Here is a 24778-nt window from a genome sequence, read left to right as displayed (position 1 = left end):
TGTCCGATGAAGTTCGTTTCCACGCGTCACGCTGCTCCCGCCACCTCGCTCAGCCAGGCGCTTGCCGCGGGTCTTGCCCCGGATGGCGGCCTGTATGTTCCCGAACACCGCCCGCGTCTTCAGCACTGGTCGGCGCAGGGTTCTTTCGCGCAGACGGCTGCAGCCGTGCTGGCACCGTATTTCCATGACGATGCCCTGGAGCAGGTGCTACCTGAACTCTGCGAGCAGGCCTTCAACGTCGATGCGCCACTGCGCCCCCTGGCGACCGCCGATGACCATGTGCTGGAGCTGTTCCATGGGCCGACGGCTGCGTTCAAGGACTTCGGTGCGCGCTTCCTCGCAGCGTGTCTGGCCCGTCTTCAGGAAGGCCGGGAGCGTCCGCTGACGATCGTGGTCGCCACCTCCGGCGACACCGGCGCGGCCGTCGCCGCGGCCTTCCACCGGCAGCCGGGAATCCGGGTGGTGGTGTTGTACCCGGACGGCCGCGTCTCGCCGCGTCAGGCGCATCAGCTGGGGTGCTTCGGCGACAACATCCACACACTGCGCGTCGCCGGGTCGTTCGATGATTGCCAGGCGATGGTGAAGCGGGCGCTGGGCGATCGCGAGCTGCAGGAGGCGGTGCCGCTGAGCTCGGCCAACAGCATCAGCCTGGGCCGCTGGCTGCCGCAGATGAGCTACTACGCACACGCCGCGCTGGTCCATCAGGCACAGACCGGGCACGTGCTCAACCTGGTGATCCCGACCGGCAACCTCGGCAATGCGATGGCGGCGATCCTGGCGCGGGCGATGGGCCTGCCATTGGGGCAGATTGCGCTGGCGACCAATGCCAACGACGTGCTGCCGCGCTACTTCCACGGCGAGGCCTACCAGGCACAGACCAGCGTCGCCACCATCGCCAATGCGATGGACGTGGGCGCACCGAGCAACTTCGAGCGGCTGCGCTGGCTTTACAACGACGACGATGTGGCACTGCGCGCTGCGTTCAGCGCGGAGGCGATCGATGACGCGGCCATCCGCGAACTGATCAAGCGGCGCCATGATCTGCATGGAGAGGTGTTCTGTCCGCATACGGCGACGGCGGTGGCGCGCCTGGAGCACCTGCGCGCCGCGGGTGCACAGGGGCACTGGGCAGTCGCGGCGACGGCGCACCCGGCCAAGTTCGAGTCGGTGGTGGAACCGCTGATCGGGCAGGCGCTGGACGTGCCGCCGGCCTTGGCCGCGCTGCTGGAGCGGCCCGCGCAGGCCGAAGCCTGTGCACCGGCGTATGGGGCGCTGCGTGAGGTGCTGTTGCGCGGGTGAGGCGGGGTCAGTACGACTCGTCGGCCGAGAGCTTCTGCAGGCCGGCTTCGTCCAGGATCTCGACGGTATTCAGATGGGGCAGGGCGATCAGGCCCTGCTGGCGCAGCTTGGTGAAGGTGCGGCTGACGGTTTCCATGGTCAGGCCGAGATGGTCGGCGATGTCACCGCGGCCCATCGGCAGGGTCACGCGCAGCCCCGGCTCACCGAGCAGCGCTTCACGCGCGGCCAGCCGCAGCAGGAAATCGGCGACCTTCTCGGCCGGCTGCAGCCGGCCCAGCGCCATCGCGGCATCCTGTGCGGCATCCAGCTCCTGGCAGGCGCGCTGCAGCAGCTTGCGCTCCAGATGCGGGAAGCGCGAGCGCAGGTCCTTCATCTGCGGCAGCGCCACGCGGCAGACCCGGCTGTCGGCGATGGCCTCGATGTCGTAGCGGTGGTGATCGCTGCCGCTCAAGCCCATGAAGTCGCCAGGCAGCACGAAGCCGCTGATCTGGCGACGGCCATCGGCCAGCGTGCGGACCAGGCGCAGTGCACCGGCGGTAATCGTATAGACATGTTGGCGTGGCTCACCGGCACGGGCCAGGGTGGACCCCAGCGGCAGTGCCTGGGACACGGTGACGCGTTCCAGCGCCTGCACTTCATCCGGCGACAGTGCCGAGCAGACCGCCAGATGCCGTACCGAGCAATGCAGGCAGTCGCGCAGGGGCGAGCAACCGGGGGCGGCGGGGTCTTCAACAGCGGAAAGCGCGGTACCGGAGTGGGGCCGGGTCATGTCAGGTCAGCAAGCGGGACCTGCCTATGATACGTCATGCCGCCATTGGCCCGGTCCCGCTGCCCGGATGCGGCTCGTTGCGCTGGCAGCGGCTAGAATATGCCGCTCGCTCATCCCCCCGTTTCCGCAGGAGTTCCGCAAGTGATCAAGCCCCGTACGCCGCCCGGCATCATGGAATTGCTGCCGCGTGAGCAGATCGCGTTCCAGCGCATGCTGGACGTCATCCGCCGCAACTACGAGCGGTTCGGGTTCCTGCCGGTGGAAACCCCGGTGTTCGAGCTGTCCGATGTGCTGCTGACCAAATCCGGTGGCGAGACCGAGCGCCAGGTGTATTTCGTGCAGTCCACCGGCGCGCTGGCGAATGCCGCCGAAGCCGAAGAGAAAGCGCTGCCCGAGCTGGCGCTGCGCTTCGATCTGACCGTGCCGCTGGCGCGCTACGTCGCCGAGCACGAACACGACCTGACCTTCCCGTTCCGCCGTTACCAGATGCAGCGTGTGTACCGCGGTGAGCGTGCCCAGCGGGGCCGTTTCCGCGAGTTCTACCAGTGCGACATCGATGTGATCGGCAAGGACGCGCTGAGCACCCGCTATGACGCCGAAGTGCTGGCGGTCATCCACGCGGTGTTCGCCGAACTGCGCATCGGTGATTTCTCGGTGCAGCTCAACAACCGCAAGCTGATGCGCGGGTTCTTCGAAAGCCTGGGCGTGGCCGATGGCGAGCGCCAGCTGGCCGTGCTGCGCGAAGTGGACAAGCTGGACAAGCGTGGCGCCGATTACGTGCGCGAGACGCTGGTGGGCGAGGGCTTTGCCATTCCGGCCGAGCAGGTCGAGCGCATCCTGGCCTTCGTGGCGGTGCGTTCGAGCAGCCATGCCGATGCACTGGCGCAGCTGGATGCGCTGCTGGTCGACGGCGCCGCCAGCGAGACGCTCAAGCAGGGCGTGGCCGAGCTGCGCGAAGTGCTGCAGCTGGTCAAGGCACTGGGCGTGCCGGAAACCGCGTACTGCCTGAACTTCTCGATCGCACGCGGCCTGGATTACTACACCGGCACCGTCTACGAGACCACGCTGACCGACCACCCGCAGATCGGCTCGATCTGCTCGGGCGGCCGTTATGAAGACCTGGCCAGCCACTACAGCAAGTCCAAGCTGCCGGGCGTGGGCATCTCCATCGGCCTGACCCGCCTGTTCTGGCAGCTGCGCGAAGCCGGCCTGATCGCCGGTATCGAGGACAGCAGCGTGCATGCGCTGGTGGCCCTGATGGATGACAACGGCCTGCCCGAGTCGCTGGATATCGCCCGTCGCCTGCGCGTGGGCGGCATCAACGCCGAAGTGCAGATGGAGCCGAAGAAGATCGGCAAGCAGTTCCAGTACGCGGCCAAGGCCGGCATCCGTTTCGTCGTGCTGGCTGGTGAAGATGAGCTGGCGCGTGGCGTGGTGGCGGTCAAGGATCTGCTGCGCGAGCAGCAGTTCGAGGTTGCCCGCGACGAGCTGGCCAGCGCGCTGCAGGTCGAGCTGGAGCAGGCCAAGGCCATGGCATGAAGCGGCTTGGGGCAGGAGCGCTGATGGTGCTCCTGCTCGCCGCCTGCCAGAGTGATCCGGCGCTGCGCAGCCAGCGGATCGGCCCGGGGCACTACCAGCTCTCGGTCGATCGCTGCCATGTGATTGATCGGGAACAGCTTGAGCACGACCTGCGCGCGCTGGCCGGGAACCAGTGTCCCGGCGGTGCCGGACCCCTGGAGGCCGTGGAGTCGTTCCCCAGTCGCCAGGGCAGCCTGCTCGGCGAATGCCTGCGCAGGGGCGCACTGCGTGCCGAGGTCCGCTGCCGGTAGGTGCCGACCGTGGGTTGGCACGCCTCCTTGTGGATACGCATCACAACGCCCGCCAATGCGGGCGTTGCGCGTTTCCAGACCCTGAACAGGCCCAGTCCGCCTGCGGCGGCGGTTTGACCGTAGGCCTTCAGTTGCGCTAATGTAATAGCACGCTATTACATTGATACGATGAAACTACGTCCCGTCCCCCGCGAGAAAGACGCCCAGGCCGATCTGGCCTCGCTGGCGCGTGCCTTTGCTGCCCTGTCCGATCCGGTCGCGGTGACCGCGTTCCTGCGCGATCTGTGCACCCCCGCCGAGCTGGAAGCGCTGTCCGACCGCTGGAAGGTCGTGCCGCTGCTGCAGCAAAGCGTTCCGTATCGCGAGATCCATGAGTTGACCGGGGTCAGCGTGACCACCACCGGGCGCGTGGCGCGCTCGCTGGACCACGGCCACGGCGGTTACGCCGCCGCCATCGCCGCCACGCCGACCTCCCCCGAATCCGAGTAGAGACCTCCCCCATGAGTGCAACCCAGACCGCCCCGGCACGTGACCGGCTGCGTATCGCCATCCAGAAGAACGGGCGGCTGGCCGAGCCCGCCCGCAGCCTGTTGACCGCCTGCGGGCTGAGCTGGCGGCAGAGCCGCGACAAGCTGTTCTGCTACGGCGAATCGCTGCCGGTGGATCTGCTGCTGGTCCGCGACGACGATATCCCCGGCCTGATCGCCGATGGCGTGTGCGACTTCGGCATCGTCGGCCGCAACGAGCTCGACGAACAGGGTGCCGCCCGCCGCCGGATCGGCCTGCCGGATGCCTACCAGGCGCTGCGCGGGCTCAACTTCGGCCAGTGCCGGCTGATGCTGGCGGTGCCGGAGGAGTGGGAATGGACCGGCGTGGAGCAGCTGGCCGGCAAGCGCATCGCCACCAGCTACCCCGCGATCCTGGCCGACTGGTTGGCCGAGCGCGGCGTGGATGCCCAGGTGGTCGAGCTGTCCGGCTCGGTCGAAATCGCCCCCCGCCTGGGCACGGCCGATCTGATCTGCGATCTGGTCTCCAGCGGCGCCACCCTGGCCGCCAACCAGCTCAAGCCGGTCGAAACCCTGCTGGAAAGCGAAGCGGTGCTGGCCGGCCCGGTCCGTACACCCGATGATGCCCGCGCCGGTCTGATGGCCATGCTGCTGCGTCGTCTTGATGGCGTGGTGAAGGTGCAGGACAGCAAGCTGCTGATGTTCCGCGCCACGCTGGACCGCGTCTCCGAGTTGACCCGCCTGCTGCCCGATGCCGATCCGCTGGTGCAGCTGCCCGATGACGGCGGCCACCTGCGTTTGCAGACCATGTGCCACGGTGCGTTGACCTGGCAGCGGTTGGAGGACCTGGAGCGCGCGGGTGCGCAGGGATTGATGGTGCTGAGTGTGGAGCGGTCGCTGGCATGAATCGTTTGACGTGGTCCCAATTGGATGCCGGCGCCCAGGCGCAGGCGCTGCAGCGCCCGGTGCAGGCCGTGGCGGCGCGTACCCGTGAGTCCGTCGCCGCGCTGATCGCAGCGGTGCGCGAGGGCGGTGATGCCGCACTGCGCGAGATCACCCTGCGTTTCGACGGGGTGGCACCGGAGACCTTCGAGGTCAGCGAGGCGGAGTTCGCCGCCGCCGAGCAGGCCGTCTCGGCCGAACTGCGCCAGGCGATGATCGATGCCGCCGCACGTATCCGTACCTTCCACCAGGCCGGCATGAGCCAGGGCTATGCGGTCGAGACCGCGCCCGGCGTGCGTTGCGAGCGCGTGGTGCGGCCGATCGGTCGGGTGGGTCTGTATGTGCCGGCCGGCAGCGCGCCGTTGCCGTCCACCGCGCTGATGCTGGGCGTGCCCGCACAGCTGGCCGGCTGCCGGGAAGTCGTGTTGTGCACGCCGCCACGCAAGGACGGCAGCGCCGATCCTGCGGTGCTGGTGGCCGCACGCCTGACCGGCGTGCACCGCGTGTTCAAGCTGGGCGGCGCGCAGGCGATCGCGGCGATGGCCTATGGCACTGACAGCGTTCCCGCCTGCGACAAGCTTTATGGCCCGGGCAATAGTTACGTGACCGAAGCCAAGCAACAGGTTGCCCAGGACGGTGCCGCAGCGATCGACATGCCTGCCGGGCCGTCCGAAGTGCTGGTGATTGCCGATGCCGGTGCCACTCCGGCATTCGTCGCCGCCGATCTGCTCTCGCAGGCCGAGCACGGCCCGGATTCGCAGGTGCTGCTGCTGACCGACGACGCGGCGATGGTGGACCGGGTCGAGGCTGCGGTGGAAGCGCAGCTGGCGCAGCTGTCGCGCGCGGAAATCGCGGCGCAGGCGCTGGCGTCCTCGCGTTTGATCCTGGTCGAGTCGCTGGACGACGCCTTCGCGATCAGCAACCGGTATGCCCCGGAGCACTTGATCCTGGCGCTGCGCGAGCCGCGCGCCTGGTTGGAGAACGTTGAGGCCGCCGGTTCGGTGTTCCTTGGGGATTACACCCCCGAAGCGCTGGGCGATTACTGCAGTGGCACCAACCATGTGCTGCCTACTGCCGGTGCCGCGCGTGCCTACAGCGGCGTCAGCGTCGCCAGCTTCCAGAACCTGATCAGCGTGCAGTCGGCCACCGCCGCCGGCATCGCGGCGATCGGCGAGTGTGCCCGTGTGCTGGCACGCGCCGAAGGCCTGGATGCCCACGAGAACGCGGTGACCCTGCGCATGGAGGCGGCCGCATGAGCACTGGCTCCCTCCTGTCCCTGGTGCGTGCCGACCTGCAGGCGTTTGCCGGGTATTCCTCGGCGCGCAGCAGTGCGCTGGTCGGGGATGTCTGGCTCAACGCGAATGAGTCGGCGTGGGCCAATCCGGCCGACGCCGCGGGCGGCGCGCGGCGCTATCCCGACCCGCAGCCGGCGGCGTTGCGTGATCGGCTGGCCGAGCTGTACGGCTGCTCGTCCGAACAACTGCTGATCGGCCGTGGCAGCGACGAGGCCATCGATCTGCTGGTGCGCGCGCTGTGCGAGCCGGGCCGCGATGCAGTGGTGACCACGCCACCGGTGTTCGGCATGTATGCCGTCTGCGCTCGCCTGCAGAACGCGCCGCTGATCGAGGTGCCCCTGGTCGATCAGGGCGATGCGCTGGTCGCCGATATCGATGCGGTGATCGCCGCGGCGCTGGGTGGTAACACCAAGCTGGTGTTCCTGTGCTCGCCGTCCAATCCGGCGGGCAGCGTGATCCCGTTGGCCGAGATCGAGCGGGTGGCCATCGCGTTGCAGGGCAGGGCGCTGGTGGTGGTGGATGAGGCATACGGGGAGTATGCCGAGCAGCCGTCCGCGACCACGCTGTTGAGCCGTTACGAAAACATCGCGGTGTTGCGCACGCTGTCCAAGGCACATGCGCTGGCGGCCGCGCGCATTGGCAGCCTGATCGCCGATGCTGCCCTGATCCAGGTGCTGCGCCGCTGCCAGGCGCCGTACCCGGTACCCGCGCCCTGTGCCGAGCTGGCGTTGGCCGGTCTCGGCGCCGAGAGCCTGGCCATCACCACCCAGCGCATCGCGAAGATCAAGGCCGAACGTACCCGCCTGCAGTCCGGCCTGGTCGCGCTTCCCGGCGTGGTGCGTGTCTATCCCTCGCAGGGCAACTACCTGCTGGCCCGCTTTGCCGACGCGCAGGGCGCGTTCGATGCGTTGCTCGCCGCCGGTGTGGTGGTGCGTGACCAGCGTGCCGCGCCGCAACTGGGCGATGCACTGCGCATCACCATCGGCAGCCCGGACCAGAACGACCGCGTACTCGCCGCCCTGATGGCCCGGAGGGCTGCCGCATGACCCCGATTCTGTTCGTCGACCGCGACGGCACCCTCATCGAAGAGCCCGCCGATTTTCAGATCGACGCCTACGAGAAGCTGCGCTTCGTGCGCGATGTGATCCCGGCGATGCTCACGCTGCGCGATGCGGGCTATCAGTTCGTGATCGTCAGCAACCAGGATGGCCTGGGCACCGAAGGCTATCCGCAGGCCAGCTTCGATGGCCCCAACGACCTGATGCTGCAGATCTTCGCCAGCCAGGGCATCACCTTCCGTGACGTCCTGATCGACGGCACCTGGCCGCAGGACAACGCACCGACCCGCAAGCCGGGTATCGGCCTGATGCTGCCGTATCTGCAGGACCGCAGCATCGACTGGTCGCGCTCGGCGATGGTGGGTGACCGCCTGACCGATATCCAGTTCGCCGAGAACATGAAGATCCGTGGCTTCCAGCTGCGCACCGAGCAGTTCGGCGGCGACTGGGACTGGACCTCGATCGCGCATGAGCTGGCCGATGCGCCGCGCCGCGCCACCGTGCAGCGCAACACCAAGGAAACGAAGATCCGGGTCGAGGTCGATCTGGATCGCACCGCCGAGCCGCAGACCCACACCGGGCTGCCGTTCTTCGATCACATGCTGGAGCAGATCGGCAAGCACGGCGGCTTCGCGCTGAGCGTGCAGGCCGAGGGCGACCTGCACATCGACGAGCACCACACCATTGAAGATACCGGTCTGGCGCTGGGCCAGGCGCTGCGCGAGGCGCTCGGCGACAAGCGCGGCATCGGTCGCTACGGCTTCACCCTGCCGATGGATGAAACCCTGGCCAGTGCCGCGCTGGATTTCAGTGGCCGCCCGTATTTCGTCTTTGAAGGCGAGTTCAAGCGCGAGCGGGTTGGCGACATGCCGACCGAGCTGGTGCCGCACTTCTTCCGTTCGCTGTGCGATGCGGCCGGGTTGAACCTGCACCTGAGCGTGCGCGGCGACAACGACCACCACAAGGTCGAGGCCTGCTTCAAGGCGCTGGCGCGCGCGCTGCGCCAGGCCTTGCCACGCCAAGGCACGGCGTTGCCGAGCACCAAGGGGGCGCTGTGACCGAGGTTGCGCTGATCGATGCGGGTGGGGCCAACCTCGGCTCGGTCCGCTATGCGCTGGAACGGCTGGGCGTGCAGGTGCGGCTGGTGCGCGATGCGCAGGGCCTGGAAGGTGTCTCGCGGGTGATCCTGCCCGGCGTTGGTGCGGCCCCGCACGGCATGGCGCGTCTGCATGCGCAGGGTCTGGTGCAGCCGCTGCGCGAGCTGCAGGTGCCGCTGCTCGGGATCTGCCTGGGCATGCAGCTGCTGTTCGACGGCTCCGAGGAAGGCCACGTCGAATGCCTGGGCCTGTTGCCCGGGGTCGTGCGCCACCTGCGTCCTGCCACCGGCATCCGTGTGCCGCACATGGGCTGGAACCGGCTGTTGCCCCTGCGCGAGTCAGCGCTGCTGGCCGGCGTGCCGGCGCGGGCCAGCGCGTATTTCGTCCACAGCTACGCCGCGCCCCTGGGCGAAGACACGGTCGCGGCCTGCGATCACGGCGGGCTGTTCGCGGCCGTCGTGCAGCGCGGCCGGCACAGTGGCGCCCAGTTCCACCCGGAGCGCTCGGCCGATACCGGCGCGCGCATCCTGCGCAATTTCATCGAGAACGAACCGACATGAGTTTCATCGTCTATCCCGCCCTGGATATCCGCGAAGGCCGCGTGGTGCGGCTGCTGCAGGGGGACTACGCGCAGCAGACCACCTACGGCGATGACCCACTGCCGCGCGCGCAGGCCTTTGCCGCGGCGGGCGCGAGCTGGATGCACTTGGTGGATCTGGATGCGGCCCGCGCCGGTGGCTACACGCTGGCACCGCTGCTGTCCTCGATCGCATCGCAGACCGGCCTGAAGGTGCAGACCGGCGGCGGTGTGCGCTCGCGCGATGACGTCGCGCGCATCCTCGATGCCGGTGCCACCCGCGTGGTGGTGGGCTCGGTTTCGGTCCGTGAGCCCGACACCGTGATCGGCTGGCTGCGCGAGTTCGGTCCGGACCGGCTGACCATCGCGCTGGACGCGCGCCAGGCCGAGGATGGCCGCTGGCTGTTGCCGGTGCATGGCTGGACCGAGACCGCCGAGGACACCTTGGATGTGCTGGCCCAGCGCTACGCCGAGGCCGGCATGCAGCACCTGCTGTGCACGGATATCGCGCGCGACGGCATGCTCTCCGGGCCGAACATCGCTCTCTACCAGCACTTGGCCGCGCTGCTTCCAGGCGTGGCGGTGCAGGCCTCCGGTGGCGTGCGCGATGCCGACGATGTCGCGCAGGCCAAGGCCGTTGGCTGTGGTGGCGCGATCCTCGGCAAGGCATTGCTGGAAGGGCGCATGACCCTGGAAGGAGCGCTGGCATGTTGAGCCGCCGCCTGATTCCGTGCCTGGATGTGCGCGATGGTCGCGTGGTCAAGGGCGTGCGCTTCCGCGATCACGTGGACATGGGCGATATCGCCGAACTGGCGATGCGCTACCGCGACCAGGGCGCGGATGAACTCGTGTTCTACGACATCGGCGCCAGCCCGGAAGGGCGCGCGGTGGACGTGGCCTGGATCGAGCGCATTGCGCGCCTGATCGACATTCCGTTCTGCGTGGCCGGCGGGATCAGCGATGTGGAGACCGCACGGCGCGTGCTGCATGCCGGCGCCGACAAGATCTCGATCAACTCGCCGGCTCTCGGACGGCCCGAACTGATCGAGGAACTGGCCGATGCCTTCGGCGTCCAGTGCGTGGTGGTCGGTATCGACTCGGTGCGCGAGGCGGACGGACAATGGCGGGTGCGCCGCTTCAGCGGCGATCCGGACAAGACCCAGGCGGTGGCGGTCCGTACCTTGGACTGGGTGGTGGAGGCACAGCGCCGGGGTGCCGGGGAGATCGTGCTCAACTGCATGGACAGCGATGGCGTGCGCCGCGGCTACGATGTGGCGCAGCTGCGCCAGGCGCGTGCGCTGTGCCAGGTGCCACTGATCGCCTCCGGCGGCGCTGGCGAGATGCAGCACTTCGCCGATGTGTTCGACCAGGCCGATGTTGACGGTGCGCTGGCCGCCAGCGTGTTCCACAGTGGCGCCATTGCCATTCCCGCGCTCAAGCAGTTCCTGCGCGAGCAGCAGATCGAGGTTCGAGATGTCTATTGAGGTGAATTCCATTGACGTGCAGCCGTCGCGCGAGGCGCTGGCGCAGCTGGACTGGGGCAAGGGCGATGGCCTGTTGCCGGCGGTGGTGCAGGACACCGACACGTTGCGCGTGCTGATGCTCGGCTATGCCAATGCGGCGTCGCTGGAGCAGACGCTGGCCACGGGCCACATGACCTTCTTCAGCCGCAGCAAGCAGCGGCTGTGGACCAAGGGCGAATCCTCCGGCAACGTGCTGGCGGTGACCGCCGTGCGGATCGACTGCGACAACGACACGCTGCTGGTGAGTGCGCGCCCGGCCGGGCCGACCTGCCACACCGGCAGCGAGAGCTGCTTCCCGCTGGCACCGGGCAACTTCCTGGGCCGGCTGGATACCGTGGTGCGCGAGCGCGAACAGCAGCGCCCGGCCGGCAGCTACACCACGTCGCTGTTCGACGGCGACATCCGCCGCATCGCGCAGAAAGTGGGCGAGGAGGGCGTGGAGACCGCGCTGGCAGGGGTGGTGCAGGACGATGACGCGCTCCTGGGCGAGTCGGCCGATCTGCTGTTTCATCTGACCGTGCTGCTGCGTGCGCGTGGGCTGTCGCTGGATGATGCGGTCGCGGTGCTGGCGGCTCGCCACACGGGGTAAGCGCGGGCCGCACATCGTTTAACGTCGGTGAAACGCGGTGCAGGCGATGATGTGCGGCTCTACACTTCCCCACCCTCGACCGGACCGCCCCCGATGACCCGTACTGCCGCCTGGCTGGCTTGCCTGCTGTTGATGACTTCGCCTGCCTGGGCTGCTGAAACGACCGTCACCGGCAAGGTGTATCAGGAGCGCGACGGCAAGCCCGGGCGCGGCCCGACCGATCCCGGCCTGGCCGGTGTGCAGGTCTCCAACGGGGAAACGATCGTGCGCACCGCCGCCGATGGCAGCTACAGCCTGCCGGTGCGCGAGGGCCAGACCGTGTTCGTGATCAAGCCGGACGAGTACCGCTTCCCGGCCGCCGCCAACGGGCTGCCTTCCTACTGGCGCCACTACGCGCCGCAGGGTTCGCCCAAGCTGAAGTACGACGGCATCCGCGCCACCGGCGGCGCCACCCGCAACTGGGATTTCGCGCTGGAACCGGCCAAGGGCACCGATGCGGCACGCAACGGTTTCGAGATGCTGGTGTTCAGTGACTCGCAGACCGCCAGCCGCCAGGACATCGGTTATTACCAGCGCGCCATCGTCGAGCCGATCATCGGCAAGCACCCGGCGCGGCTGGGCACTACCCTGGGCGATATCGTCAACGACGACCTGAGCCTGTACCCGGACATCAACAAGGTCACCGCGCAGCTGCAGGTGCCATGGTTCCATGTGCCGGGCAACCACGATCTGGACATGGACGCCGGCAACGACGCGCACTCGCTGGACAGCTGGCGCGCCGTGTACGGCCCGGATACCTATGCGGTGGAAGAGGGCGGGGCGAGCTTCGTGTTCCTCGATGACGTGGTCTACGATCCCAAGGCCAAGCCGAGCTACGTCGGCGGCCTGCGCGCGGACCAGTTCACCTTCCTGGCCAACTACCTGAAGGGCCTGCAGCGTGATCGCTTGATCGTGCTCGGCATGCACATTCCGCTGTTCGATGCTGCACCGGGCCGGGAGACGTTCCGTCATGCGGATCGCGCGCGCCTGTTCGCGCTGCTCAAGGAGTTCCCGAACGTGCTGGTGCTCAGCGGCCACAGCCACACCCAGCAGCACTACTACCACGGTGCGGCCGAAGGCTGGCAGGGCAGCAAGCCGCTGCACGAGTACAACGTGGGCGCGGCGTGCGGGGCGTTCTGGTCGGGGGTGAAGGACAGCAACGGCATTCCCGATGCGACCATGAGCGATGGCACCCCGAACGGCTATGCGGTGCTGTCGGTCAAGCCCGGTGGTGACTACGGCCTGCGCTACTATGTGGCGCGCGCGCCGGACGACTACCAGATCGCCCTGCATGCGCCGAAGGTGCTTCGCCAGGGCGCGTATCCGGCCTGGGGCGTATACGCCAACGTGTTCATGGGCCAGGCCGATTCGTTGGTGGAGTACCGCGTGGACGATGGCGCCTGGCAGCCGATGAAGCGCGTCGAACAACCCGATCCGCGCCTGCTGCAGGAGAACGTCGCCGATGACACTGCCGAGCGCCTGCGCGGTTTCGACCGCTCGCCGGAAGCCACGCCGTCGCCGCACCTGTGGCGCGGCGCGCTGCCGACCAACCTGCCGGTAGGCGAGCACAAGGTGGAGGTGCGTGCCGTGCAGGGCGATGGCCCGACCGCCACGGCCAGCACCAGCTACCGCCTGCAGACCGCCAAGCCCTGATCTGCCTGCGCGCCCTTCAGTACGCCACTGTATGGCGGGCGCGGCTTTGCAATCCCCCGGTGATGCCTGAGAATCGCCGGGATTCAATTGATTCAATCAAGGCAAGCGAGTGAGCGCAGCGGTACCGGTTCCGGCCCAACCTGAGATGTCGCCCATTGCGGCCCACCGGGATACTGAGAAAGAAACGCTGATCGTGGCGGATGTGGGCGGTACCTTCGCCCGCGTTGCCCTGGCCACCGTGCGCGCCGGCACCGCGCCGACGTTGCATGGCCTGCGCCGTTACGCCTGCGCCGACCATGTCAGCCTTGCCGCGATTGTGGCCGATTTCGTGAGCACGCTGCCTGCGCCGCCGGTCACGGCGGTGGTCGCGATCGCCGGCCTGCTGGATGGCGATCATCTGGTGAACACCAACCTGCCGTGGCCGGTGTCGGTGGCGCGGACCCGTCATGATTCTGGTCTGGCGTCGCTGGCGCTGATCAACGATTTCGAAGCGGTCGCCTATGCGATTCCGCATGTTGCGCCGGACACGCTGGTGGCCCTCAACGGGGACGCCGATGCTACCCCGCGCTGGCCGGCGCTGGTGCTGGGCCCGGGCACCGGCCTGGGAGCGGCCCTGCGCTTTGAAGGTGGCGAGCGGCCGGTGCTGGCCAGCGAAGCCGGCCATGCGGCGTTGACCGCCTGCAACCCCTTGGAGCTGGACGTGCTGTCACGCCTGCTGCAGCGCTGGGAGCACGTGGACAACGAGCGCGTGCTGTCCGGCGGCGGCCTGATGAACCTCTATCCCTGCCTGTGCGACATCCGTGGCGTCACGCCGCGCTGGACCAGCACCGAAGCCTTGATCGCGGCCGCGCATGAGGGCGGCGATCCGGTGGCGGTCGAGACGCTGGACGTGTTCTGTGCCTGGCTTGGCAGTCTGGCCGGCGATCTGGCCACGACCTTCGGCGCGCGCTCGGTCTATCTGGCCGGCGGCATCTCCACGCGCGTGGACCGCTTCCTGCGCGACGGCCGCTTCCGCGAGCGCTTCCTGGCCAAGGGGGTGATGCGCGACGTGCTGCGCCAGGTGCCGATCTGGCGCGTGGACCATGGTGAGCTCGGCGTGCTTGGTGCAGCGGTCTGGCATGTGGAGCAGCGCCGGTCCGCTGCGTAGTTCCTTCGTTGTTGATTCTCTGGAGGTGCACCGATGAATGACCGCAGACGATTTCTTCAGGCGAGCGCGTTGGCCGCCGGTGCGCTGGCATTGCCAACGCTGCAGGCACGGAGCGCATCCGGTGCACGGGTCGTGTCCACCTGGGATTTCGGCGTGGGTGCCAACCAGGTCGCGTGGAAGACCCTGTCGGCCGGTGGCTCCGCGCTTGACGCGGTCGAGGCCGGTGCGCGCTGGGCCGAGAGTGATCTATGCAATCCCACGGTCGGGCGCTGCGGCAATCCGGACCGTGATGGCGTGCTGAGCCTGGATGCCAGCATCATGGACGGCGATGGCCGCTGTGGGTCGGTGGCCGCACTGAGCGATATCGCGCATCCGGTTTCGGTGGCGCGACGGGTGATGGAAAAGACCCCGCACGTGATGCTGGTGGGCGAGGGCGCGCAGCAGTTCGCGGTGCAGCAGGGCTTCGAACGCAGCAAGCTGCTTACCCCGGAAGCCGAAAAAGCCTGGCGCGAGTGGCTCAAGACCGCGCAGTACACGCCCGAGATCAATGCCGAACGGCGCAGCCGCCCCGGCGACAGCAGTAACCACGACACACTGGGCATGCTCGCCATCGATGTGCAGGGGCGCCTGGCCGGTGCCTGCACTACCAGTGGCATGGCCTGGAAGATGCACGGCCGCGTTGGCGACAGCCCGATCATCGGAGCCGGCCTGTACGTCGACAACGAGGTCGGGGCGGCCACCGCCTCGGGCGTCGGCGAGGAAATGATCCGCAACGCGGCTTCCTTCCTGGTGGTCGAACTGATGCGGCAGGGCCGCTCACCTGCCGACGCCTGCCGCGAGGCGATCGCCCGGGTGGTGCGCAAGCGTCCGGAAGCAAGCAAGACCCTGCAGGTGTGTTTCCTCGCGTTGAACAAGCACGGTGAGGTCGGCGCCTACGCGCTGCATCGCGGCTTCGTCTACGCGGTCTGCGACACCGACCGGCAGGATGATCTGCGTGATTCCGCCTCGGTCTATACGAGCGAGCAGACGTGAGCGTGCGGCGGCGGGTGCTGGAGATCGCGTCCAATTCGGTGGCCTCTGCGTTGGCCGCCCAGCAAGGGGGCGCGGACCGGATCGAACTGTTCGACAACCTGGCCGAGGGCGGCACCACCCCGTCGCAGGGCAGCATTGCGGTGGCCCGTGATCGCGTGCAGATTCCGTTGTTCGTGCTGATCCGGCCGCGACCGGGCGATTTCCTTTACACCGGACTCGAGGCCGAGATCATGCTGCGCGACATCGCGCACTGCCGTGCGCTCGGCTGCGACGGCGTGGTGATCGGCGCTCTGGATGCCGACGGTGGCATCGACATGCCGCTGTGCCGCGAACTGGTGTCCGCAGCAGGCCTGCTCGGCATCACGTTCCACCGCGCCTTCGATGCGGCGCTTGATCTGCCGGCGGCGCTGGAGCAGATCGTGACGCTGGGGTGCCAGCGCATCCTGAGTTCGGGCGGGCAGGCCAGTGCGCTGGCCGGTGCCGATGTTCTGGCCGCCCTGGTTGCCCAGGCAGGCGATCGGATCTCGATGATGGCCGGTGCGGGAATCACCCCGGCGAACGTCGTGGAGATCGCCGAACGCAGTGGGTGCGTCGAACTGCACGCCTCGGCAAAGGCGACGCAGCGGTCGGCAATGCGCCACCACAATCCCGCCCTGATGGGACTGTCACCGGACTGGACCGCCACCGACGTGGCGCAGGTCAACGCACTGCGCGCGGCGCTGGGATAACGGGGACGGGGGTAGTTAATCCGCGACGCACAACCACGATTAACTACCCCCGTCCCCGTTAAAAGAAACGGCAGCCGCCTGTACGAGCGCAGCTGCCGTGGAGGACCGTGCTTAGAACTTCCAGTTCACGCCGAAGTACAGCTGGCGGCCGGCATAGATGTTGGACAGCAGGCGGGCCTGGCTGTCATTGCCGATGTAGCTCTGCAGTTCGGACTTGGTGGCGTTCAGCACCGAGGCGGTCACCGTCCAGTCCGGGGTGATGTTGTAGGCCACGTTGAGGTCGAGCTGGTCGTACGGCTTGGTGTAGGTGGTCAGGCCGTTGTTCAGGCCACCGACCACTTCGCCACGGCGGTTGTACGAGGCACGGGCCAGGAGCTTGTCGTTCTCGTAGAAGATCGTGACGTTGGCCTGGTTCTTGGCGCTGCCGACCAGCGGCGAGGCACCGATCTCTTCGCCATCCAGCACGATCGAGGCGAGGTTGGTGTCGTTGTAGGTGTAGTTGGCCTGGACACCAAAGCCCATGTCGAACGTGTACTGACCGTACACCTCCACGCCCTGCGAAACGCCATCGCGACCGTTGGCTTCCGTGGCGTACTTCTGCACGGTGACCGTCTGGCCGCCGACCGTCATCTGCTGATCGCGCACCACCGGCACCGTGAAGTTGTCCACGTTCTTGCGGAACAGGGCCACGCCCGCGGCGGAGCCCGGCTTGAAGTACCACTCCAGCCCGAGGTCGAACTGGACGGCTTCGAACGGTTCCAGGTTCTTGTTGCTGCCCGAGCCGTACCAGCCGGGGGTGTCGGTACCGCCAGCGACACGGCGGTCGTTGCTGTACTCCTCGCTGATGTAGCTCAGGCCACCGGGGTAGGCGATGCTGGTGTAGCCCGGACGTGCGATCACCTTCGACGCCGCGCCACGCAGCACCAGGCTGTCGGTGATGTCCCAGGCAATGTTGAAGCTGGGCAGGACGTCGGTATAGGTCTTGTCCAGCGAGCTGAGGGTATACACCTTGTCGCGGACCTGGTTGTCCGGCAGGCGCACGAAGCCGCCCTGGCAGCGCAGGGTCGGATCGGCCGCCGGATCATCGCAGCTCATCGGCGAGCCGTTGGCGTTGTCCACGAAGTAGTCGTTGAAGCGCTCGACCGAATCGCTGGACTGGGCGAACTGCTGCGTGCGCACCACACGGACGCCGACGTTGCCGCGGACGCGTTCGGTACGGAAGTTGGCCTGGAAGTACCCGGAGTAGATCTTCTCGTTGACGTCGTAGACGAAGTCTTCTTCGGTCCGGTTGTGCGAGCCACCGTAGGTCTGGTTGAGGTAATTGATGTAGGCCGGGTAGTTCACGCCCGGGAACACGTTGGCATTGAAGCCGCCGGCGATGTTGCTGATCGGGCTGGACAGGAAGAAGCCCGGCTGGGCATCACCGGCGGTGGAATCGCAGCCGGCCTGGTAACGGTTGTTATCGTAGTCGGCCGGATCCAGGCCCTGGCAGACCCAGTAGGTGTTGCCGGTGTTGCGGTGGACCTTGCCGTCGCGGTACTTGGTGCCGAACTGGATCGAGTCCAGCCAGCCGGCTTCGAACAGCTTGGTGAAGTCGGCCTGGAAGTAGTTCTGTTCAACCTCGGTCTGCATCCACGACGAGTCGGTCGAGCCGGTGTCGACTTCGGCAATGCCGGCCATCAACTGGTCCTGCAGGTCCGGGGAGAACTGCACCGACGGCGTGCCGGTCAGGTCCCACGCGGTGTACTGGTTACCCGACAGATAGTCCGGGCCGACCTTGCGGCGCGGCTTGGCCGACATCCGGAAGTTCATCGACGGACCACCTTCGGACCACGTACGTCCACCGGTGAACGAGGCCTTCCACAGCGGGCTGATGTCCCACTCGACGGCCAGGTCGGCGGTCTGCGAAAGCGCTTTTTCCTTGCTGTAGCCGCCGGTCAGCTGCGGGGTGGGCAGGGTGCAGTCGTCCGGACCCCAGCCGCCCGGCGCAAGGCCGGCCGCTGCGGCCTGTTCTTCACTGCAGATGTAGGCCTTGCCCGGCAGCTTCTCGAACTGCGCGCCGGTCACGATGGTGCCGCTGGGATCGAAATCGAGCCCGTTGAGGAGTCGGCCGCCGGCCCAGTTACCGTCGCCGTTGAAGCGCGCCATGCTCCACTCCGGCACCTTGAGCATGTTCTGGGTGTAATCACCCTGCAGCTCGAAGCGGAAGTAGTTGGCGGTCAGGGTCAGGTTGTCCAGCGGCTTGAACTGGAAGGTCAGCTGCCCACCCTTGCGTTCGCGCTTTTCTTCCTTCACCGCGAAGTTGACCGAGGTCGGCATGAAGAAGTCGCTGTAGTTGCCGCCGGTCTGGTTGTTGAAACCGGACTGCCCCCACCAGTAGTGGATGCCATCCTGCGCCAGGACGTTGCCGTTGGCATCGCGCGCGTCGCCGGCGCCATACCACTGGTAATCCTCGGTACTGGCTTCCATGGTGCGGCTGGTGCGCTTCTGCTGCGTCACGCCCACCAGGACGCCAAAGCGCTCATCCTTGCTGTGCCAGGAGTACAGCGCCGAGGCCTGCGGGTCGATGTCGTGGCTGGTATCCGACGAGGTGCCTTCCAGGTTCACGTAACCCGAGTTGGCTTCCATGTCGAGCGGACGACGGGTATGCAGGATCACCGTGCCGCCGATGCCGCCTTCGTCGATGCGTGCTTCGGGAGATTTGAACAGCTCCGCACTGGACAGCATGTTCGACGGCAGCAGGGTGTAATTGAACGAACGCGACGCCTCGTTGTTGGTTTCCGAGGTGGCAACGTAATTGCCGTTCAACTGGGTGAGGGTGAGGTCGGGCGCAAGACCACGCACGCTGACGCTCTTGCCTTCGCCGCCGCTGCGCGTGATCACCACGCCGGGCACGCGCTGCAGCGCATCGGCGACGTTCTTGTCGGGGAACTTGCCCACGTCCTCGGCGGTGATCACTTCGACCACGGCGTTCGCATCGCGCTTCTGCTGAAGGCTCTTTTCGATGGCGTAGCGGTAGCCGGTGACGGTCACGCTGTCGAGCGTGGTTGCATCAGGGGTGCCGGTCGCCGGGCTGGCCTGCTGCGCGAAGGCGCTGGCCGGCACAACAGCGGTGGCCAAGGCACTGGCAATGGCCGCGGACAACCTGACGCGGCGGTGCATGCGTGACATCTTCATTCCACTCTCTCCCTCTCCTGGATTGACACGGTGGCGATACGAATTCTTTGAATCGATCTAATGTTGAAGGCGAATCATCTCGGGCGTCGAGTTGCCTGGCGCGTCCCGCATGCATCGCGTGGGGCAGTCCCCCGGCTCCCCACTTCCGGCAATCGTGACCGTTTTAAGTTGGATCGATCTAAACGATTGGCGGCGAATTTTTAACACGACCGGGGCCGGGAAGCATGCTGCTCCGCAATATGGACCAGGAGCGACCGTCCGCAGGGCGTGCGCGCCGACCCAGCGAATCGGGGGATTCCCTCTCAGCCACGCAGGCAAGCACCTGCTGCGGCCGTTTCCTGCGCAGCTTGGCGGGCGATAGGGGTTCTGCGCTGCGCGGCGCGCGGCGCGCGGGGGCGGAAGCCGCGTGCATGTTGCAGCGCAGAATGCATCCCGCGAAATCTCCGTGCTTTACTTAAATCGATCTAAATTCACCGGGGTGTGGATTGGGTCGCCCAGTACAAGGAGCCGCCGGTCCCCGTCGCCGTTGGTTCTCGCTGCCGCCACGTCCGACAAGGAGCCCGTGTCCGTGACCCGTTTTTCCCACCATGTTGCTGTTGTTGCTATTGCCGGCGCTCGTCCGGTCCGCCGCCGCCCGCTCGCTGGTCTGGCCTGCCTGCTGGCGCTGAGCTGTGCACCGCTGGTGCTGCAGGCTGCGCCCGCCGCGCTGGAGCGCGAGGTCAACACCTTCATCGGCAGCAAGGATGATGGCAATACGTTCCCGGGCGCCTCGGCCCCGTTTGGTCTGATCCAGGTCAGCCCGATCGGCGAGCACTACGCCGGCTGGCGCTATGACGACCCCAAGATCCGCGGTTTCGGGCATTCGTTCCTGTCCGGTGCCGGCTGCTGGGAGCAGGGCGGCCAGGTCTCGGTCCTGCCGGTGACCGGCAGCATCGGCCCGGGTGGCGATTTCAATACCGACGATGCCAAGAGCTTCGACCATAAACGCTACGCCTCCAGTTACACCCACGACGGCGAAGTGGGGCAGGCCGGGTACTACAAGGTGCGCCTGACCAACTACGGCGGCATCGATGCCGAGGCCACCGCGCGGACCCGCGCGGCCGCCGAGCGCTACACCTTTGCCGCCGATGCCGGCACCGGCCACGTGCTGGTCAACCTTGGCCAGGCCAACGAGCGCCATTCGGTGATCGGCAGCGTGGTCGACGTGGTCGGCGACCGTGCCGTCGAGGGCAAGCTGGTCACCAAGAGTTTCTGCGGTGGGCATCAGTACACCACCTGGTTCCGCATCGAGTTCGACCGCCCGTTCAAGGCGTTCGGGACCTGGGGCGAGGGCGGTGGCCTGCCCGGCGCACGCCACGGCATGGAAGGCGAGCTCAAGCCCAGCGGTGCCTGGCTCAGCTTCGATCTGTCCAAGGGCCGCGCGGTGACCGCGGTCAGCGCGATTTCGCACGTGGATGCCGAAGGCGCGCGCGCCAACCTGCGCAGCGATGGCATGCAGGGTGATCGCCTGCTCGGCTTCGATCAGATGCGCCAGATGGCGCAGCAGCAGTGGCGCAAGGAACTGGCGGCCGTGCGTGTGCAGGGCGGCAACAGCGACGACCGCACCGTGCTGTACACCGCGCTGTACCACGCGCTGCTGCAGCCGCTGACCGGCAGCGATGCCGACGGTCGTTACCGTGGTTATGACGACAACATCCATCGCGCCGATGGCTGGACCTATTACGAGTACTTCTCGCTGTGGGATACCTACCGTGCGCAGAACCAGTGGCTGGCGCTGACCAAGCCGGAGGTCGCGCGCGACATCGGCCGGACCCTGCTGGCCATTGAAGCGCAGGGCGGCTGGTTGCCGCGCTGGGGCTATGCCAACTTCGAAACCAACATCATGACGGGTGATCCGGTCACGCCGTTCCTGGTGGACCTGTGGCGCTTCGGCGCGCTGGACGGCCGCGAAGGCGAGGCCTACACCGCGCTGCGCAAGAACGCGTTCGAGGTGCCGCCGATGAACTCGCGTCATGCCGGCCGTTCGGGCAACCCGAACTACCTGGCCAACGGCTACGTGCAGTACGACCGCGCCTTCCCCTCCAAGGGCATGGATGTGGATCCGCACCACGGGGGCTCGGCAACGCTCGAATACGCCTTGGCCGACTGCGCGCTGGCGCAGATGGCCGACGGCCTCGGCCATGCTGCCGATGCCGGCGTGCTGCGCGAGCGTGGCCGCAACTGGCACAAGGTGTGGGATCCGTCGGTGCGTGACGAGGAGGGCGACTTCAACGGTTTCCCGCGGCCGCGCATGGAGGATGGCGCGTGGTACCTGCCGGCCGATGGCAGATACAGCCCGCGCTCGCACCACGGGTTCCATGAAGGCACCGCATGGCAGTACCAGTGGCTGGCGCAGCAGGACGTGCCGGGCCTGGTCCAGGCCATGCACGGCCGCGAACAGACCGCGCGCCGCCTGGATACCTTCTTCGCTTACGACGCCCTCGTGACATCGCCGCTGACCGCCGCCCGCAAGGAATGGGTGGTCGGGCCGTACAGCTATTACAACCAGTTCCGCTACAACCCCAACAACGAGCCGGACCTGCACGCACCGTGGATGTATACGCTGATCGGCCAGCCGTGGAAGACCGCCACCGTGGTGCGCGCCGCGCAGCAGCTGTTCACCAACGCACCCAATGGCGTCACCGGCAACGATGACCTGGGCACGATGTCGGCCTGGTACCTGTTCAGTGCACTGGGCCTGTACCCGGCGGTGCCGGGCAGCGGCGAGTTCCTGCTGCACACGCCGCGCTTCGCCCGTGCCGAGATCGATCTGGGCCAGGGTAAAACGTTGACCTTGAAGGCGCCGGGCGCGGATGGCCGCCAGCTGCAGTATGTCCAGAATGTCCAGGTCGATGGCCGCGCGCATGCGCCGGTGTGGCTGGACTGGGCCCAGCTGCAGCGCGGTGGCACCATCGCCTTCGCCTTGGGCGGCACCGCGCCGGAGAACGGCTGGGGCACCCAGGCCGAGGCGCTGCCGGCCTCGTTCTGCGCCACCCCGGGCGCGGTACTGGAATGAGCAGCAGGTCAGCGCGATCGTTTAGGCTTGCACCTTGCTTGAGGAACCCGACGACCCGATGAACGACAAGGCCACCCCTGCCGGCAAAGGTACGCGCGCGGTCACCGTGACCGACATCGCCGAAGCGATCGGCGTGTCGCGCGCGACCGTGTCGCTGGTGCTGCGCGGCAGCCCCTTGGTCAACGTCGACACCCGGGCCAAGGTGGAAGCCGAACTGCGGCGCCAGCGGTATGTGTACAACCGCGGCGCGGCCAACCTGCGCCGGCGGACGTCCTCCAGCGTGGCGCTGGTGATCAACGATCTGTCCAACCCGTTCTTCGCCGAATTCGCCTCCGGGGTGGATGAAGCGCTGGGCGGCAAGGGCTTCGTGACCCTGCTCGGCAGCACCGGCGAATCGCCGGAGCGGCAGCAGGCCGTGCTGGCCACGCTGATGGAGCACATGCCGGCCGGGCTGATCCTGTCGCCGGCCGAAGGCAGCGACGCGGGGCAGCTGCGCCAGGTGCTTGGTCATGCCAACGTGCTGCTGTTCAATCGCGAACTGCCCGGCGCCGAATGGGATTTTCTGACGCTGGACAACCAGCAGGGTGCCTACCTGGCGACGCGCCATCTGATCGAGCAGGGTCACCGCCGTATCGCGTTCTATGGGGGTCATGCCGTGTCCAGCTCGTGCCATCAGCGCCGTACCGGTTATGCGCAGGCGCTGGTGGAGGCGGGCATGCCGGTGCAGCCGGAGTGGCTGATCGAGACCTCGCCCAGCCGCCTGGATGCGGCCGCACGCACCGGTGAGCTGTTCGCGCTGGGTGCAGTGCCGACCGCAGCGGTCTGCTACAACGACAGCGTCGCGCTGGGCCTGATGCTGGGCCTGGCCTCGCGCGGGGTGCAGCCGGGCCGCGACTTCGCGGTGACCGGTTTCGATGATATTTCCGAGGCCTCCGTGGCATCGCCGCCGCTGACCACGCTGACCGTCAACCCGCGCGAGCGCGGGCGGCAGGCCGCGGAGCTGCTTCTGCAGCGACTCGATCACCCGGAGGCGGCGGCACAGCGTACTGTTGCACCGGTCCAACTTCGTATCCGCGAAAGCAGCGGCAGCACTGTCGCCTGATTCCGCCCCTTTTCACCTGCTCGCGCAATGAGGCGCGTACTTGAATGCCCATTTCCCCAACGCCCCGTCTCCCGTCCTCATCCTCCGCTGCGCCCGTGGTGAACACGCGTGTCGCGCTGGCCGTGGCGACCACGATCTTCTTCATGTGGGGCTTCCTCACCTGCCTCAATGACATCCTGATCCCGCATCTGAAGGCGGTGTTCGACCTGACCTACGCCCGCGCGATGCTGGTGCAGTTCACCTTCTTCGGCGCGTACTTCCTGATGTCGGTGCCGGCCAGTCGGCTGGTTGCACGGCTGGGGTACAAGAACGGCATCGTGGCCGGTCTTGCCATCGCCGCAGTGGGCGCGCTCGGCTTCTGGCCGGCGGCCGAGCTGCGGGTGTATGAAGCCTTCCTGGGCGCGCTGTTCGTGCTGGCCACGGGCATTACCGTGCTGCAGGTGGCGGCCAATCCGTATGTCGCGCTGCTGGGCCCGGAGCAGACGGCCTCCAGCCGCCTGACGCTGGCGCAGGCGTTGAACTCGCTGGGCACGGCGATTGCGCCGATCTTCGGCGGGCTGCTCATCCTGGGCAACACCGTCAAGAGTGCGGACGAAATCAATGTGCTGCCGATGGCCGAACAGCTGGCCTATCGCACCCAGGAAGCCCAGTCGGTGCAGGGCCCGTATGTCGGGCTGGCGATCGCGCTGGTCCTGCTTGCCGTGTTCGTGTATCTGTTCCGCCTGCCGGCACTGAATGAGACGACCGAGCAGAACGGTGGCGACAAGCACACCTTGATGGAGGCGCTGCGTCATCGCCACGTCCGGTTCGGCGTGCTCGGCATCTTCTTCTACGTGGGTGCGGAAGTGGCGGTAGGCAGCGTGCTGGTGAACTACCTGTCGCTGCCGAACATCGGCGGCTTCAGCGAACAGCAGGCCACGCATTACGTCTCGGCGTACTGGACGATGGCGATGATCGGCCGCTTTGCCGGTTCGGCGATCATGACCCGCTTCTCGCCGCGCCTGCTGCTGACCCTGTTCGCGAGCATGAACGTGGCGCTGCTGACCCTGACCATGCTGACCCAGGGCCAGGTGGCGCTGTACTCGGTGGTGGCGATCGGCCTGTTCAACTCGATCATGTTCCCGACGATCTTCGCGCTGAGCATCGAACGTCTGGGCACGCTGACCACCAAGGCCTCGAGCCTGCTGATCATGGCGATTGTCGGCGGGGCGCTGATCCCGGTCCTGCAGGGCAAGCTGGCCGACCATATCGGCCTGCAGCCGTCCTTCATCCTGCCGCTGCTGTGCTACGGCTACATCATCTTCTACGGCCTGTGGGGTTCGCGCCCGGCCGCTGGAATCCGCCAGGGAAATTGAGGCCAA

The 24778-nt window shown here is 67.3% G+C and carries 21 protein-coding genes; 19 read left to right on the top strand and 2 right to left on the bottom strand.

Annotated elements, in window-relative coordinates; genetic code table 11:
• Positions 1-6: 6 nt before the first annotated feature.
• Positions 7-1299: a threonine synthase gene (gene thrC / locus ABE463_RS12700; protein ID WP_346468411.1), complete on the top strand. Its 1293-nt coding sequence runs from the start codon at positions 7-9 to the stop codon at positions 1297-1299.
• A 7-nt stretch (positions 1300-1306) separates the two neighbouring features.
• Here the strand turns inward: thrC and ABE463_RS12695 are convergent, their stop codons facing one another.
• Positions 1307-2068: a helix-turn-helix domain-containing protein gene (locus ABE463_RS12695; protein WP_346468410.1), complete on the bottom strand. Its 762-nt coding sequence runs from the start codon at positions 2066-2068 to the stop codon at positions 1307-1309.
• A gap of 141 nt (positions 2069-2209) precedes the next feature.
• Between ABE463_RS12695 and hisS the strand changes: the two genes are divergently transcribed.
• The 15 genes from hisS (at position 2210) to ABE463_RS12620 (ending at position 16083) form a co-directional block, all read left to right on the top strand.
• Positions 2210-3607 carry a histidine--tRNA ligase gene (hisS, locus tag ABE463_RS12690; protein WP_259261018.1) on the top strand — a complete coding sequence of 466 codons (1398 nt, stop codon included), beginning with the start codon at positions 2210-2212 and terminating at the stop codon, positions 3605-3607.
• Positions 3608-3630: 23 nt separating this feature from the next.
• Positions 3631-3897: a hypothetical protein gene (locus tag ABE463_RS12685; protein ID WP_346468409.1), complete on the top strand. Its 267-nt coding sequence runs from the start codon at positions 3631-3633 to the stop codon at positions 3895-3897.
• Between the two features lie 168 nt (positions 3898-4065).
• The gene (locus tag ABE463_RS12680; RefSeq protein WP_259261016.1) at positions 4066-4386 is read left to right on the top strand and encodes a YerC/YecD family TrpR-related protein; all 321 of its coding nucleotides are present in this window, start codon (positions 4066-4068) and stop codon (positions 4384-4386) included.
• An 11-nt stretch (positions 4387-4397) separates the two neighbouring features.
• The gene (gene hisG / locus ABE463_RS12675) at positions 4398-5309 is read left to right on the top strand and encodes an ATP phosphoribosyltransferase (protein ID WP_346468408.1); all 912 of its coding nucleotides are present in this window, start codon (positions 4398-4400) and stop codon (positions 5307-5309) included.
• Positions 5306-6601: a histidinol dehydrogenase gene (gene hisD, locus ABE463_RS12670; protein ID WP_346468407.1), complete on the top strand. Its 1296-nt coding sequence runs from the start codon at positions 5306-5308 to the stop codon at positions 6599-6601. Before hisG ends, hisD begins: the two co-directional genes overlap by 4 nt.
• On the top strand, positions 6598-7686 hold the full coding sequence (gene hisC, locus ABE463_RS12665; RefSeq protein WP_346468406.1) for a histidinol-phosphate transaminase: 1089 nt from the start codon (positions 6598-6600) through the stop codon (positions 7684-7686). Before hisD ends, hisC begins: the two co-directional genes overlap by 4 nt.
• Positions 7683-8756, top strand: coding sequence for a bifunctional histidinol-phosphatase/imidazoleglycerol-phosphate dehydratase HisB (hisB, locus tag ABE463_RS12660; protein WP_346468405.1), 1074 nt, complete (start codon positions 7683-7685; stop codon positions 8754-8756). The genes hisC and hisB overlap by 4 nt, the downstream gene beginning before the upstream one ends.
• Complete coding sequence (gene hisH, locus ABE463_RS12655) at positions 8753-9355, top strand: imidazole glycerol phosphate synthase subunit HisH (RefSeq protein ID WP_123729116.1); 603 nt, start codon at positions 8753-8755, stop codon at positions 9353-9355. Before hisB ends, hisH begins: the two co-directional genes overlap by 4 nt.
• Positions 9352-10086, top strand: coding sequence for a 1-(5-phosphoribosyl)-5-[(5-phosphoribosylamino)methylideneamino]imidazole-4-carboxamide isomerase (gene hisA, locus ABE463_RS12650; RefSeq protein ID WP_259261012.1), 735 nt, complete (start codon positions 9352-9354; stop codon positions 10084-10086). Before hisH ends, hisA begins: the two co-directional genes overlap by 4 nt.
• Entirely contained in the window at positions 10080-10856 is a 777-nt protein-coding gene (hisF, locus tag ABE463_RS12645; protein ID WP_121036649.1) for an imidazole glycerol phosphate synthase subunit HisF, read from the top strand. The genes hisA and hisF overlap by 7 nt, the downstream gene beginning before the upstream one ends.
• A 1-nt stretch (position 10857) precedes the next feature.
• Positions 10858-11484 (top strand): bifunctional phosphoribosyl-AMP cyclohydrolase/phosphoribosyl-ATP diphosphatase HisIE, encoded by a 627-nt coding sequence (gene hisIE, locus ABE463_RS12640; RefSeq protein WP_346468452.1) that lies wholly within the window; start codon positions 10858-10860, stop codon positions 11482-11484.
• Between the two features lie 93 nt (positions 11485-11577).
• Entirely contained in the window at positions 11578-13176 is a 1599-nt protein-coding gene (locus ABE463_RS12635) for a calcineurin-like phosphoesterase family protein (protein WP_259261011.1), read from the top strand.
• A 145-nt stretch (positions 13177-13321) separates the two neighbouring features.
• Entirely contained in the window at positions 13322-14323 is a 1002-nt protein-coding gene (locus ABE463_RS12630) for a glucokinase (RefSeq protein ID WP_346468404.1), read from the top strand.
• 33 nt (positions 14324-14356) lie between these two features.
• The gene (locus ABE463_RS12625; protein WP_346468403.1) at positions 14357-15355 is read left to right on the top strand and encodes a N(4)-(beta-N-acetylglucosaminyl)-L-asparaginase; all 999 of its coding nucleotides are present in this window, start codon (positions 14357-14359) and stop codon (positions 15353-15355) included.
• Entirely contained in the window at positions 15352-16083 is a 732-nt protein-coding gene (locus ABE463_RS12620; protein WP_346468402.1) for a copper homeostasis protein CutC, read from the top strand. Before ABE463_RS12625 ends, ABE463_RS12620 begins: the two co-directional genes overlap by 4 nt.
• 111 nt (positions 16084-16194) lie before the next feature.
• Here the strand turns inward: ABE463_RS12620 and ABE463_RS12615 are convergent, their stop codons facing one another.
• The gene (locus tag ABE463_RS12615) at positions 16195-19260 is read right to left on the bottom strand and encodes a TonB-dependent receptor (protein WP_346468401.1); all 3066 of its coding nucleotides are present in this window, start codon (positions 19258-19260) and stop codon (positions 16195-16197) included.
• Between the two features lie 655 nt (positions 19261-19915).
• Between ABE463_RS12615 and ABE463_RS12610 the strand changes: the two genes are divergently transcribed.
• Genes ABE463_RS12610 through fucP form a run of 3 tightly spaced genes read left to right on the top strand, consistent with a single transcriptional unit; the run spans position 19916 to position 24772 of the window.
• Positions 19916-22315, top strand: coding sequence for a GH92 family glycosyl hydrolase (locus ABE463_RS12610; RefSeq protein WP_346468451.1), 2400 nt, complete (start codon positions 19916-19918; stop codon positions 22313-22315).
• Between the two features lie 58 nt (positions 22316-22373).
• Positions 22374-23417, top strand: coding sequence for a LacI family DNA-binding transcriptional regulator (locus ABE463_RS12605; RefSeq protein WP_123729126.1), 1044 nt, complete (start codon positions 22374-22376; stop codon positions 23415-23417).
• Between the two features lie 44 nt (positions 23418-23461).
• Positions 23462-24772, top strand: a complete 1311-nt coding sequence (gene fucP / locus ABE463_RS12600) for an L-fucose:H+ symporter permease (RefSeq protein ID WP_346468400.1) — start codon at positions 23462-23464, stop codon at positions 24770-24772.
• The last annotated feature ends 6 nt before the right edge of the window (positions 24773-24778 follow it).

This window comes from Stenotrophomonas sp. TWI819 (assembly GCF_039673075.1).
Taxonomy (GTDB): Bacteria; Pseudomonadota; Gammaproteobacteria; order Xanthomonadales; family Xanthomonadaceae; genus Stenotrophomonas; species Stenotrophomonas rhizophila_B.
The sequence above is the reverse complement of the archived record's forward strand: the minus strand, read 5'-3'. Positions and strand labels throughout refer to the sequence as shown.

Excerpts from the sequence above, each read along its gene's own strand:
- thrC (WP_346468411.1), top strand. The coding sequence starts at position 7 with ATGAAGTTCGTTTCCACGCGTCACGCTGCTCCCGCCACCTCGCTCAGC.
- ABE463_RS12695 (WP_346468410.1), bottom strand. The coding sequence starts at position 2,068 with ATGACCCGGCCCCACTCCGGTACCGCGCTTTCCGCTGTTGAAGACCCC.
- ABE463_RS12685 (WP_346468409.1), top strand. The coding sequence starts at position 3,631 with ATGGTGCTCCTGCTCGCCGCCTGCCAGAGTGATCCGGCGCTGCGCAGC.
- ABE463_RS12680 (WP_259261016.1), top strand. The coding sequence starts at position 4,066 with ATGAAACTACGTCCCGTCCCCCGCGAGAAAGACGCCCAGGCCGATCTG.
- hisG (WP_346468408.1), top strand. The coding sequence starts at position 4,398 with ATGAGTGCAACCCAGACCGCCCCGGCACGTGACCGGCTGCGTATCGCC.
- hisD (WP_346468407.1), top strand. The coding sequence starts at position 5,306 with ATGAATCGTTTGACGTGGTCCCAATTGGATGCCGGCGCCCAGGCGCAG.
- hisC (WP_346468406.1), top strand. The coding sequence starts at position 6,598 with ATGAGCACTGGCTCCCTCCTGTCCCTGGTGCGTGCCGACCTGCAGGCG.
- hisB (WP_346468405.1), top strand. The coding sequence starts at position 7,683 with ATGACCCCGATTCTGTTCGTCGACCGCGACGGCACCCTCATCGAAGAG.
- hisA (WP_259261012.1), top strand. The coding sequence starts at position 9,352 with ATGAGTTTCATCGTCTATCCCGCCCTGGATATCCGCGAAGGCCGCGTG.
- hisF (WP_121036649.1), top strand. The coding sequence starts at position 10,080 with ATGTTGAGCCGCCGCCTGATTCCGTGCCTGGATGTGCGCGATGGTCGC.
- ABE463_RS12635 (WP_259261011.1), top strand. The coding sequence starts at position 11,578 with ATGACCCGTACTGCCGCCTGGCTGGCTTGCCTGCTGTTGATGACTTCG.
- ABE463_RS12630 (WP_346468404.1), top strand. The coding sequence starts at position 13,322 with ATGTCGCCCATTGCGGCCCACCGGGATACTGAGAAAGAAACGCTGATC.
- ABE463_RS12625 (WP_346468403.1), top strand. The coding sequence starts at position 14,357 with ATGAATGACCGCAGACGATTTCTTCAGGCGAGCGCGTTGGCCGCCGGT.
- ABE463_RS12615 (WP_346468401.1), bottom strand. The coding sequence starts at position 19,260 with ATGAAGATGTCACGCATGCACCGCCGCGTCAGGTTGTCCGCGGCCATT.
- ABE463_RS12605 (WP_123729126.1), top strand. The coding sequence starts at position 22,374 with ATGAACGACAAGGCCACCCCTGCCGGCAAAGGTACGCGCGCGGTCACC.
- fucP (WP_346468400.1), top strand. The coding sequence starts at position 23,462 with ATGCCCATTTCCCCAACGCCCCGTCTCCCGTCCTCATCCTCCGCTGCG.